Source organism: uncultured Lactobacillus sp. (assembly GCF_902491705.1).
Lineage (GTDB): Bacteria > Bacillota > Bacilli > Lactobacillales > Lactobacillaceae > Lactobacillus.
Window position 1 is genome coordinate 1 of the sequence record NZ_CABUIW010000059.1, and the last position, 13,028, is coordinate 13,028.

The following is a 13,028-nucleotide window of genomic DNA, read 5'->3' on the forward strand; positions in this document are numbered from 1 at the left end:
AAGCATTTCATACAGAGAAGGATTTTCAAAAGTACACAAAATTATTGACACTCTCCCTAGAAAGAGTTCTTCTTAAATTATTTTTCTTTAAAATGCACACCTATTACGATGCTCCAAGTTATCAAAGAAAGCATCCATCCTACTAGTAATATCTTAGTAGGAGCGTAAGTTACTATAAATCGATCTGTATGTTGTAATAATTTTATTTCTACAGTTCCTCGCTTTGAAATTTGATGAGGGACTGTTTTGTTATCAGCTTTTACTACTGTATTTGTATAAGCTAATGAGGGTAAATTGACAATGTCATTTTTCTTAAAGTTACCAGTATATACAATTTGGTTTGGCAAGTCCTCCTGTTTAATTTTTTCTTTTTTGCCATTAATATAAGATACATGATTAAAAATAGAATTACTATTATTGAAAGCAGCCATAGGCATATAGTCAGTTTCACCATATAATGCTCCATAGGAAAACTGATAATCATAGTTTCTATTGTTAATAATTATCGGTGTATCTCTAGAATCCCGTAATGTCCTGTACTCTCCCTTTCGCTTTGAAAATAATATTGGAACACTGCCATCCTTTTGAATATTTCTAGCGTAGTCAGAATATACACTTCCTGCATATAAAAGCATAAATACTACTATTAGTACCATGGAAATACGATATCCTTTAATATCTTGAAATTTAATATTAAATAATCCCTTAGATAATGCAATGGATAGAAAAGCAACTGCCCAACTGGTATACCGATATGGGAATTGGATAATCGCTAATGGGGTAGTACTAAAATACTGCCACGGAAATACTGTTGTTATCATCAGCAACAATAAGATTCCCAATAGGTAAGCCCACATATACTTAGAGTTTTTATCAATAAATTTCCATCCAAGCAAAGCAGTAACAATTAGGACTAGCCCAATGCCCCCATTTGTGGCACTATTTGAGAAAGCAAAGGCAATAAAATCACCTAAGTTTTGCATTAACCAAAATCCAGGCTTAGGACTTGCCAATCCTTTTCCTACATAATCAGTAACTAATGGTACAAATTGCCAAAATGATAAAAGCATAAATAATACTATAGATTTTAGTAATGAAAACAGCTGGCTTAATTCAATGCTTTTATTTTGGATTAAATAACAAATACTTATGAGCAAGCACACCTCTACAGAGATAAAAAGGCTAACATAATGGGAATACGCCATCAAAGTCATTCCAATAGCTAATGTTACCCATTTTCCTTTATACAATAAGTTATACATACCTAATAATACTATTGGTATAAACGTATAAGCTATTGCCTCTCCAAGTACATAATTTGTTAATGTCAGATAGAGATGGTATGGCGCGATTAAATATATTATAGAAAAATAGAAAGCTTGTAACGTTTTTCCTCTACTAAATGATTGCATACAGAAAAACGCAGTTAATCCCGTTGCGATAAATAACAACCATATGTATATCAAATATGCGGTTATTGGTGCGAATACAAATTTTAAGAAAGCCCAAGGATAAAGAAAAATAACTGGATAAAATAGGAAATTAGCATTACCAACTTTACTAAAGGTATCTGTGCCTATATAAGTTAGAAATTGCCCTCTTTTCAAATTCAGATAGATTTGCTGCACTCTTGCCGAATGAAAACTCCAATCTGAATGAACTCCCAATTGACCAGTCATAATGAAAGGAATAATCATTACTGCAGTAAAAATAATGATTCCTACTATAGCTAAGACTTCCTTATAGTCTCGGTTCCCAGCCTTTACACTTTTTATCATAACTTTCTCCCAATAATTTTCCTACAACTTCGCCGTCAACTTTACATCAGGATACTTTTGCTTAAACCAGTTCTCAGCAAATTGATTTTCAAACAGGAATAATGGTTGATCGTGAATATCCTTAACAAGGATATTCCGCGATGACGACATCTTCTCATCGAGTTGATCTGGATCAATCCAGCGAGCCGTCTTATTCCCCATTGGTTCCATCACTACTTCGGAGTTATATTCGTTTTGCATCCGGAACTTGAAAACTTCAAACTGAAGTTGACCAACAGCACCGAGGATATAGTCTCCAGAAGTGTATGAACGGAACAATTGCACTGCCCCTTCTTGAACTAACTGGTTAATGCCTTTATGAAAGGACTTCTGCTTCATCACGTTCTTTGCCGTTACTCGCATAAATAATTCAGGGGTAAATTGTGGAAGCTTTTCAAACTTAATGTCTTTTTTACCAGTATAAATCGAATCACCGATTTGGAAGTTACCAGTATCATACAACCCAATAATGTCACCAGCGACCGCATTTTCAACGTTTTCCCGGGTATCTGCCATAAATTCAGTCACGTTAGACAAACGAATTGGCTTCTTAGTTCGCTCAAGAGTAACATCCATCCCCCGGTCAAATTCACCTGAACAGATCCGGACGAAAGCAATCCGATCCCGGTGTCGAGGATTCATGTTGGCTTGAATCTTGAAAACAAAACCGGAGAATTCTGGATCGAGCGGTTTTACATCCCCATCATTTTCTGTATGATGATCACTTGGCGCTGGAGCAAACTGAAGATAAGTCTCCAAGAAAGTTTGCACCCCAAAGTTAGTTAATGCAGAACCAAAGAAGACTGGCGTTTGATCTCCAGCAGCGATCTTATCCCGATCGAGCTGGTTACCAGCAACATCCACTAATTCCATTTCATCTAAAGCATCTTGCCATTCACCATCATTAGCCAATGGATTGTCACCCTTAACATTACCGTCATCGTCCAACGGCAAATATGGATTATCTTCATCAACGGGGTGAGTTAGGGCAACTCGGCGGTTAAAGCGGTCATAAATCCCCTTAAATTGCCGGCCAGAACCGATTGGCCAGTTAATTGGATAAGTTTCAATTCCTAAAGTCTCTTCAACCTCGTTTAACAAGTCTAGTGGATCACGGGCATCCCGGTCAAACTTGTTCATAAAGGTAAAGATCGGAATCCCCCGCATCTTACAAATTTGGAAAAGCTTCTTCGTTTGTGGCTCAATCCCCTTAGCAGAGTCGATCACCATCACTGCAGAGTCAACCGCCATTAAAGTCCGGTAAGTATCTTCAGAAAAGTCTTCGTGCCCTGGAGTATCAAGGATGTTAATCCGTTTACCTTGAAAATCAAACTGCATTACGGATGAAGTAACAGAAATCCCCCGCTTCTTTTCAATTTCCATCCAGTCAGACTTGGCAAAATTACCAGTCTTCCGGGCCTTAACAGTACCCGCTTCACGAACAACCCCGCCAAAGAGTAAGAGTTGTTCAGTAATTGTCGTTTTACCCGCGTCCGGGTGAGAAATAATGGCGAATGTCCGCCGCTTATTAACTGCTTCAGCAAGTTGTTTTGGTGACATTTTATTTTCCTTTCATTGAGTGATTTATTTTGTATAATATCTACATCAGTTTAATCTATTATCAATAGAGTTACAACTAACAAAAATAGCTGAACATAGAGGTCAAATCCATAATCAAAGCCCCTGTAACTAGATTAACAATCTAACTATAGGGACTACAAAGTTAATTAAATTTCGTTTAAATATACTTATCCGGAATCAACATACGAACAATGACTGGCGCCCATGTAATTGCTAGTAAAATTAAAAAGACAATTGACAAAGAACTCTTAATTAATGCTTGACGATACTTAATAATTAGCCAGCCTGATAAGAAGAGCATTGCCATTGTTAAAAATATGAATGTTCGATCACTAGATGCATAAATTGTAGGAGTAAATCCCATTGATATTCGAGATAGCCAGCCTGCTATCCAAATCAATTCTGCAAGCCATGCCTGCTTGCCAAATAATTTCCATATTAAATACGTCATTATTCCAAAAATCACGATGATCAAGCAATATTGAAACCCTTGGCCTGTTGCATTCTGACTAATTTCCCACATCCATCCATGTTGATCTATCGTGACGAGTCTCTTTAATCGTTGGGTATGTGATGATATATAAGTTAAACTGTTCCCCATTAAAATACCTAGTAATGGAATCCAACTCAGAATTCTTACGCTATTATTTACGCTACTACTTCTACTTATCATAATAAATAAAATTGATAATAATATTACTGCTGGAACCATTGTGAACAAGTACCAGTGTCCAGTTACAAAGACACCAAGATCAATTTTATTAATCATTGTCATCTTATTAAAATCTCTAAATAAATTATGTACCGAACTATCATACCGCAACTTGTTACCAGGACAAGTTAAAAGAATTATCCAATTAACTATTAAAGCAAATGGTACGGGTAAAAATGAGATACATGATAATTTATGCATAAGTTGATAAATTAACCAACCAACATAAATTACTGTTCCAAAGGCCAATAATTGCTCATTATTAAAAGCAAATAAAAACAAGATTGTTGATAAAAATAATATAATTGCTTTTTTCCAACCGTGGCATTCTGTATTAATCAAATATAAAGCAAAGATACCCGTACATAGTGTCCACCAATAAGTAATAATAGTTGCTATCCATCCAGCTGTTGACATTGACTCCCACGAAAAAAGTAAAACTAATAATGAGAATAGCGGTAAATAATGCTGATTTCTAAATAGCGCTACTAATCCAATAATCAATCCAACCGTCATCAATCCAGTAACAAAGGCAAAAATCCATTTCATACTTTCAGGCTCATTAACAAACATTAAGTAATTAATAAAAACCCGACTAGACCAATGATGCCACATTCCAATATCCATGGTTAAAATATTCGTTAGAATGGAGGGGATCCCCCCTTAACTGCTTTCATATCTTGAACATCGTCGCCAATTCGTGGTGCTAAATATAACCAACTTGTCATAAATACAACTACAAATAATAAAGTTAAATGATTTATGATTCTTTCCTTATTTAATAACACTTTTTTCATAATTTACTCCTTAAATAATTTTTATGATCCATCTGCATTAACTTTTAGATTTTTTCAAAAATTCGTTCTAAATTATTAAGAAAATTACTTATATAACCCGATAACTCATTAATAAGTTTTTCAAAAATTAATCTTCTAAAAATAATATCTATTAAAATACAACTAATAAAAACAATTAATGAAAATAGCAATCCTGCCAATAAGTACTCAATTCCAGAGCCAGCATATACCTTTGAAGAAAAAATATTTTGCCAAATAAATGGTCTAACAAACGAATCCTCATGAATCAAATAGACACCGAACATTGAACCAGCAATGTAGTTGATTATCCTACTATTAAATTGGATGTTCTTAAAATAAGAAAATATAAATATAGCCGTAAGTAGAACAAGAGGGCTATTTACATCAAATAAATCAGCAATTCCATTAAATAGCTTTTCATTAATTGCTAAAGCTGACAGGAGTATCGCTATTAATATGCATATTAACGTACCAATTATTGTGTAACCTTTAGAATTTAAAACCTTTCCACTATATTTTCTAATATAAGCACTGACAAAGTATATTAAAAAGAAATAAGTAGTTGGTGTATATCCAAAACTATCGACAAACGTGTCAGGCTTATTATCAAATATTTGTAAGCCAATTGAAAGGAACGACCACAATAAAATCAAGCCAATTATTAGCAATAACAATTTTTGCCTGGTTAAACTTCTTATAATGATATTCAAAAATTGCATTGCAAAAAGCATTACAATATATGAATACACAAACCAATATCCACTTGGTAAAGGAAACGGTAACAACACTCTAACTATACTATCAGTCCCCCATATTCCGGTTGGATCAAATAGTTTAAATACGAAATATAATCCAAAACTATAAAATGCTGTAGTAATAATCAAGTTTAATGGACGTCTAAAATTAAACTGTTTTTCACATAAGAAGTATGCTCCAATCATAACAAAAAGTACTACGCCTAGCTTGCCAAAATAATGAAGGAACAAGTTAACTTTAATTGCACCTGAGTATTTAGGATTGTAAGGATTCCAATCAAAAGTTCCTTTTAATGCATAGTGATGAAGTACGATCGTAAACATACTTAATATTCTGAGCAATTCAATACTCGAATTACGACTTTTTGCTTTCAATTATTTTCTCCTGTAACTTCTAATAATCGATATTAACATAAATAATATTGATATAAACGAAATAATAAGGAGGATCTTATATACCCTAGGCATTATAAATTGTATATCTATTTTCATAGAATTCATCTTTATATCAACATTATTAATTACCATATTCCCTTGTTTATTAACCTTATATTGCACTTTCTTATTATTCAAAGCAATATGATAATCTAGGCTTCGATAACCCAAAATAGGTAATTCAATATTTACCCCTTTTTTTCTTTTTATGTTTTTTACATAAAAACTTAGATTTTGCTCACCTATCTTTTCTACAAAGTCATATGATTTATTTTCTACTTTAATCTTTTGATTCCATATTTGATCCAATCTAGATGGCAATAATTCGTATTTTCTATTCTTTACATTCTCTACCTTAGGAAAGTAGTCTGGATGTTCTCCCATAGCCATAATAGCCTTTTTTTGCTCTGAAGCTATAGGAGTAGTGTCCATTATCTGTGCAATAACATCATTATTTAATCTTAAAACCTGACCACTTATTAAATAAGACTGTGCAGAAATACTCAAAATTACTGATAAAAGTGCCAAAATATGACTAATTTTAATTCCAATAAATTGCTGATAGTTCTTAAAATTATCAGCAAACATAATAATTGGAATTACTGAAAGCCATATTCCAAACCGCCACGGAGTATACTGTAAATTGTTAATTAACGGAACATGATTAAATACTTTCCATGGAAAAATCTTTAAACAAAGGATAAACATGTATCCTTCTAGGATTGACAATCTAATTAATTTACTTTTCATATTCGAATTAAAAAAGCAATATACAATTATTAATAGTGCCAATGCAGCAATAGATAGTTGTTCCCGCGACCACCATGAAATAAAATCTAGCATTTTCGGTAAAGTGGCAGCTTTTATATGTCCCTTACCAAAGGGTTCTAATATACCCGAACTAGATATTTTCAAAACACGATATATAATTGGGGACATCCCAACTAAGACTAACGGAAAACTTAAGAAAGCATTAACAAAAAAAGATACACTAATTTTCCTTTGAAAAATCCGAAATAAAACGACACTTCCTAAAAGGAGACCATATACTATTAAACTGAGTAAATGTGAAAGTCCTATAAGGATAACACAGAGTGAGAACTTACAAATTAAGATAATGTCAATTTTCTTTGAATCTAATAGCTCTTTACTAACAAAGAAAATTGGAAAGACAAAAATATTTATTATTGCAGCACCAGGTTGAATCTCATTTAAGAATTGATACAAAGTATATCCTGAAAAGGTGTAGATCGTAGCAAGGTAAAATGACATTTCAATATTATCTGTCCTGCCACTCAAGCAAAGCCAAGTAACAACTAATGTAAGGAAAAATATCAAAAAACTAATCGCTACAACTTGATGTTGCGGAGATAAGAAAATAGTCATGAGTACTAAAGGCCATAGGGTAATATCTGGACACATCCCATTAACTGCTTGTCCTATTCCAAAAAAAGTAGAAAAATTTACCCAATTAGGTATCTCTAAATGTAAGAATGAATTTCGAATTTCTAAAATTCGCTGAACATGAAAGATACCATCACCAAATAATTTTACCCCCCATTAAATTGACATTCAGTCGAATATATAAAGAATATCACTAAGGCTATTAGCAGTGTTCCAATTCTTATTTGACTTACCTTTTTCATGTGACTTTCCCTCTAAACATGGTTCCTACTCTCCCTATAAAACCCAACCACAATCATGATCATCACAATCATAGTTGGTAATGCCGCAATAATGGCTACCGATTGAATATTATACATATTACTATTACTGATTAACAGCGCCATTGGTAATACCATAAACACAATTGCCCAAAAGCCCCGAATCGCTTTACTGGGTTCTTCTTCGATTGATAAATGCTTATATGAATATTTAGAAATAACCATAGTAATGGAATCAAACACTGTCGAATATAAACCAATCATCGCTAATGCTAAAAGAATCAATGCAATTCGATACTGAGGCAATGTTTCCATTAACTTAATAGCTACCTGGGCGTAGTTTTGACCATCTGAGATTAATTGAGTAGCGTTGACCAAGCCTCGGACTTGACGAGACATCCCAAAACCACTCAGTACAATGAAAGCACAGAAGGTTCCGCCTAGTCCCCAAGCATAACCTCGTAAAACTACATCCTTAATTGTTCGTCCCCGACTAATACTACCAATAAAAAACGGTGTTGCCACACACCAAACGATCCAATATGACCAGTAGTAGATTGTCCAGTTTTGGGTAAAACCATGGCTATGAGTTATCGTCGCCATCCCGATAAAATTTTGAGCTAAATTCCCCACTGCCTGGACACCGGCATCAACAATATAACTAAAAGAACCGCTGAAAAGTAAAACATAGAGTAATAAGCCAATAAAGAAGACATAACAAATTGTACTTAATCGCGAAATTGCCTTCATTCCAATTACTGAAGCAATCAAATAGATTGAGACAACCACACAAATCAGAAAAATAGACAACTGTTTAACTTGATGAATACCAAATAGAGCCCCAACCGTTTGCGACAATAAGGGCATGGACATGGAAAAGGTAGTCGCTGTTCCTGCAATTAAAGCAAAGATAGCGATTAAATCAATCAATTTCCCCGCTATGCCATCAGTATATTTACCCAGCAATGGTCGACAGGCTTCTGAAAATTTCTGTCGTTTGTTTTTGGTCACATATAGCATATAGGCAAATGCCACCGCTAACATTAGGTAAAACGACCAAGCAATCGGTCCCCAATGAAACAACGAATAAGTTAACGACCATTCCATCGTTGTCCCTTTTTGCTTGATAAACGGCTCACTGGAATACATTAGCCATTCGCATAAGGCGTAAAAGATAATATCGGCTGACATGGTCGAAGTAAAAATCATGACTCCCCAGCGAAGGTTTGAATATTCGGGCTTGTCTGTTGAATCACCGAGCTTGATTCGGCCAATTCTTGAAAAAGCAGCGTACAGCGTACTGATAAAGAAGAACAATCCCACCAAAATATAGAGAAATGATAATTGATTATTTAAGAATGACCGAATGCCTTCCAAAATGAGTTGTGAATTTTTGGGAAAACGTTCTAATAAAAAGCTCAAGCCAAAAACAACAATAATCGGAATAGTAACTAAGGACCAGTCAATTTGTTTATACTTTTTCACGATCCTATCCTCTCTTAGTCAATTGTTGATCAACCCGCTTCAACTGATCGACACTATCAATTTCGATAATATCATTAGTCGCAATTGGCATTACATATAACGAAAACTCATCAAAGTAATCAAACATGGCAATATCATCCCAGTAAATATCGTAATGATGAGCATGTTCAAACTCTGCTTCTAAGTAGTCTTTCAGATGCAGACTATCTTCCGCCTGCCATTTTGATAGGCTATATAGGCGCCAACCATGATCATTTCCTGAACGATCGCATCGTAAAATCTTACCATTTTGATCGGGATGCATAATCCATTCATCAGTAAATTGACTAATCTTCGCTCCGGCATATCCAGAATGGGTAAATTCTCTCTTCAGTAATTTTGGATTCATCACTAATTGATCACCATCGAGGATTACCGTGTTCTTTAATTCATTACGAGCCACATACAATGACGAGATATTATTGTACTGGTTATAGTACGGATTATTAATCAGCTTTACTCCTGGATACTTTTCTCCCAGATAATTAAACTGCTCGGCTAAATAACCGACAACAATTGAAATATCATAAATTCCATTTTGATGCAGTCCCTTAATTACTGATTCAATCATTGGTTTCCCCGCAATCTTAATCAGCGGTTTAGGCGTTTTATAGGTTAACGGACGCATTCGTGTTCCCAACCCGGCTGCCATAATAATTGCGTTTTCTATTTCTGCCATCTTATTTCCTTTCCAAGTACCGAAGTACCTTTTGACTGTACTCTTTGGCGTACCGATACTGAGCTAATGAGTATTCACCAAAGTCTAAGCCTAATGACTGCTTATATTCGCACCAATTACTCCAAAGCAGGCCACAAATAGCAACATAAGCGTAAATCTTATACCGAATAACCTCACTGACTGAATATTCAAAATATAAATCGATTAAGTGATCGATCTGTGACTGATCGTACATTGAGTAAATTGCAAACATGGCAATATCAACATGGGGATCCTGCATTCCAGCATATTCCCAATCGATTAAGAAAATATTCCCTTGTTGATCAAAAACAAAGTTATCGGCATTGGCATCAATATGACATAACGTCCACTCTTTATCCAACCGCTCAATATATTGCAAGAGCTTTTCCACTTGTTGCTTAACTTTGCCGTAATCACGATAAGCAGACGGAGCACTGCGTAACTGCTCATACTTATTAATTTGACCAGCTAAATCAAACTGATGATCAACTTTTAAGCTCTCCTGGTGCATTTGTTTCAATAGGTGCATGCATTGTTGAACATCGTCCCAATTATTAGGATCACAATTTCGGGAGTTTTCAATAAACTCAGTTAGTTTATAGCCGTTTTGGGGATTCAAATACAAGGTCCGTTCCACATAAGGTAACCCTTTAATCCTTTGATAAACATCGTATTCTTGGTGACGATTAATTAGTTGACCAGTCCCTGCTCCAGGAATCCGCATGATATACCGTTTCCCCTGACAAGAAAAGATGAAGGAACGATTAGTCATTCCCTTCTTCAAAACGTGAATCTGGTTAATTGCTTCTCCGGAAACGTTTAACGTTTGTTCAATCACATCAATTGCGTCATTCTTTAAATGATTGGAATTACCATCAAGATCACGTAATTCTTCATAAGAGTTGATTTCAGCATAATCATGATCATCAACTAAGTTGGCATTAATCACCGAGCCATGAAAGTCTAAAGTCGATTCCCAAAACTGATTAAGTCCATCACGAGATTCTACCCGATCAATTAATCGTTGTTTCAATTGCTTTCCTAACTCATTATTCAGGTATGCGAGGCCGACCATTCTATTGCCGTCTTGATTAACCGGCTTAATGTTTCCTCGATTAGTTACTTGCCAGTTTGAACCCGAATTAGTTTGTCGACTAAACATATACCATGCTTGATCTTCAAGTTCTGAAAACGGATTGTTCTTAAACCAAAGATCACACGGAACAATATAACTATTTTCTAAGTAATCCTTAGCCAGATACAATGAATACAGGTTATTCCATTCACCGTATTTAGTATTAACTACTAATTCAACCCCATATTGATCGATCAAGTATTCATAATGCTCTTTCATAAAGCCAACAACAATTTTAACCCGATTGACCCCTTTAGCTTGAAGCTGCTTAATCAGGCGCTCAATTAACGGTTCTCCATTAATTTCTAGCAATCCTTTAGGCTCCTCAGTATTAATGGGAACCATCCGCATCCCAAAGCCAGCAGCTAAAATGACTGCCTGTTGAGGATGGTGATTTTTAATGTACTCTTTTCCATTAATCGTTAGAGACAGCTCCTCATTAAAGAGATTATTCTGCTTTAACTGATCTAATAACTGATTAACCTTTCCTAAAGAGATATTCAGCTGAATTGCCAAGTCTCTTTGAGTTGCTTGAGGCTTTTTTAATTTTAATTTGAATAAATCTAGTAATTGTTTGTTCATATATTCTATCCTCTTACATAAAATTGAACAAAACAATTTTAACACTACTAATAACTATCCACAATCATTGCTAAAAGTAAATTTACTGTTCTTTATGTCTGGTGTATAGTTAAATCATTAAAACGTCATGGAAGGAAAGTATTAATGATTAAATTTGTTGCATCTCACCTCTCTGGAAATGGTGGAACTGAAACAGTGTTAGTCTCAGTGCTTAATCATTTTGCAAAAAGCAACCCAGTTGAATTAATTATTTTTGGGACTCCAGATAATGATTACTGGTTAAGTAAGTTAAATTCTAATGTAAAAGTTAAAATTATAAATTATTCAGGTAAATTTTCTAAGCTACTCTCTTTCACACAAGAAGCTTTTTCTATTAAGAAAAATGACCTTCTTATTTCACTTAGTCCATCATTTATTAAACTTTCTTCACTCCTTCGTAAAGCTAAGTTATCAAATTTTAAAATAATTTCCTGGATTCACTTTTCTCTAGTTGATCAAGATCTTTTTAATCCGCATGACATCACATATGCAGACTACCATTTAGCAATCAGTAATAAAATTAAGAAGCAATTGGTAAGTTTGGGAGTGGCAGAAAAGAAAATCGCGGTGATTTATAATCCTATCAATCAAGAACGTATTTGGCATTTCCAGCAACATGATGGAGTTAATATTGCCTATATCGGTAGGATCTCTTTTAAAGGCCAAAAAAATCTGAAAGAACTTTTTGACGGTTTGAAAAATTCTTCTAATACTAACCTATTTATAGTGGGGAATGGTTCAAAAAAAGAAATAGCAAAATGTAAGAACTATATCGACAAGAATCAAATTACTTCAAAAGTTACTTGGGCTGGCTGGCAGAAAGATCCGTGGCACTACCTTAAAGATAAGAACATTGATGGAGTAATCTTAACCTCTAACTTTGAAGGCTTACCAATGGTTTTCTTAGAGTCAATTTCACGTGGTGTTCCTGTCATTTCCAGTCAATTTGACGGTTATGATGATGTGGTTAAAGACAAGATCAATGGTTTCTCCTATGAACCAGGCAACATTGATAAACTTACTGAAATAATTGGTAAAATTAAAGATATTAAAGACAAAAAGAAAACTCAAAATAGTATTAATGAATTCTACAATGATAATTATTTCGCTAAACTAGATGATATTATTAAGCAAATATGCTAAAAAAGGGGCTGTGACATAAGTCTCTTTAAACAAGAGAACCGTTCGGAATTTCAATTTGAAATTCTGAGCGGTTCTTCTTTTTTTAGAATTAATACTAAATATAGATAGCCTACCGGCGATCTT

10 protein-coding genes are annotated in these 13,028 nt (G+C 34.4%); 1 reads left to right on the top strand and 9 read right to left on the bottom strand.

The window, feature by feature from the left end; genetic code table 11:
- Window positions 1-77: 77 nt before the first annotated feature.
- The 9 genes from RDN22_RS09550 to RDN22_RS09590 all read right to left on the bottom strand — a co-directional run bounded on the left by RDN22_RS09550 (window position 78) and on the right by RDN22_RS09590 (window position 11,723).
- Entirely contained in the window at window positions 78-1,778 is a 1,701-nt protein-coding gene (locus tag RDN22_RS09550; RefSeq protein WP_278558700.1) for a hypothetical protein, read from the bottom strand.
- A gap of 21 nt (window positions 1,779-1,799) precedes the next feature.
- A complete protein-coding gene (locus RDN22_RS09555; RefSeq protein ID WP_278558701.1) occupies window positions 1,800-3,377 on the bottom strand; it encodes a peptide chain release factor 3 in 1,578 nt (525 codons plus the stop codon).
- A 178-nt stretch (window positions 3,378-3,555) separates the two neighbouring features.
- Window positions 3,556-4,659, bottom strand: coding sequence for a hypothetical protein (locus tag RDN22_RS09560; RefSeq protein WP_308557802.1), 1,104 nt, complete (start codon window positions 4,657-4,659; stop codon window positions 3,556-3,558).
- A 92-nt stretch (window positions 4,660-4,751) separates the two neighbouring features.
- The gene (locus RDN22_RS09565; protein WP_308557803.1) at window positions 4,752-4,907 is read right to left on the bottom strand and encodes a hypothetical protein; all 156 of its coding nucleotides are present in this window, start codon (window positions 4,905-4,907) and stop codon (window positions 4,752-4,754) included.
- A 44-nt stretch (window positions 4,908-4,951) separates the two neighbouring features.
- Window positions 4,952-6,058, bottom strand: a complete 1,107-nt coding sequence (locus RDN22_RS09570) for an acyltransferase (RefSeq protein WP_278558703.1) — start codon at window positions 6,056-6,058, stop codon at window positions 4,952-4,954.
- A complete protein-coding gene (locus RDN22_RS09575; protein ID WP_308557805.1) occupies window positions 6,059-7,540 on the bottom strand; it encodes a hypothetical protein in 1,482 nt (493 codons plus the stop codon).
- Between the two features lie 236 nt (window positions 7,541-7,776).
- Window positions 7,777-9,267: a BCCT family transporter gene (locus RDN22_RS09580; protein ID WP_278558705.1), complete on the bottom strand. Its 1,491-nt coding sequence runs from the start codon at window positions 9,265-9,267 to the stop codon at window positions 7,777-7,779.
- 4 nt (window positions 9,268-9,271) lie between these two features.
- Window positions 9,272-9,958: an NTP transferase domain-containing protein gene (locus RDN22_RS09585; RefSeq protein ID WP_308557806.1), complete on the bottom strand. Its 687-nt coding sequence runs from the start codon at window positions 9,956-9,958 to the stop codon at window positions 9,272-9,274.
- 28 nt (window positions 9,959-9,986) lie between these two features.
- The gene (locus RDN22_RS09590; RefSeq protein WP_278558708.1) at window positions 9,987-11,723 is read right to left on the bottom strand and encodes a phosphotransferase; all 1,737 of its coding nucleotides are present in this window, start codon (window positions 11,721-11,723) and stop codon (window positions 9,987-9,989) included.
- Between the two features lie 144 nt (window positions 11,724-11,867).
- On the opposite strand from RDN22_RS09590, the gene RDN22_RS09595 reads away from it, so the two are divergent.
- Window positions 11,868-12,905, top strand: coding sequence for a glycosyltransferase (locus tag RDN22_RS09595; RefSeq protein WP_308557808.1), 1,038 nt, complete (start codon window positions 11,868-11,870; stop codon window positions 12,903-12,905).
- Window positions 12,906-13,028: the final 123 nt, after the last annotated feature.

Coding starts and splice junctions, on each gene's coding strand:
- RDN22_RS09550 (WP_278558700.1), bottom strand. CDS start 1,778: ATGATAAAAAGTGTAAAGGCTGGGAACCGAGACTATAAGGAAGTCTTA.
- RDN22_RS09555 (WP_278558701.1), bottom strand. CDS start 3,377: ATGTCACCAAAACAACTTGCTGAAGCAGTTAATAAGCGGCGGACATTC.
- RDN22_RS09560 (WP_308557802.1), bottom strand. CDS start 4,659: ATGAAATGGATTTTTGCCTTTGTTACTGGATTGATGACGGTTGGATTG.
- RDN22_RS09565 (WP_308557803.1), bottom strand. CDS start 4,907: ATGAAAAAAGTGTTATTAAATAAGGAAAGAATCATAAATCATTTAACT.
- RDN22_RS09575 (WP_308557805.1), bottom strand. CDS start 7,540: ATGTGTCCAGATATTACCCTATGGCCTTTAGTACTCATGACTATTTTC.
- RDN22_RS09585 (WP_308557806.1), bottom strand. CDS start 9,958: ATGGCAGCCGGGTTGGGAACACGAATGCGTCCGTTAACCTATAAAACG.
- RDN22_RS09590 (WP_278558708.1), bottom strand. CDS start 11,723: ATGAACAAACAATTACTAGATTTATTCAAATTAAAATTAAAAAAGCCT.
- RDN22_RS09595 (WP_308557808.1), top strand. CDS start 11,868: ATGATTAAATTTGTTGCATCTCACCTCTCTGGAAATGGTGGAACTGAA.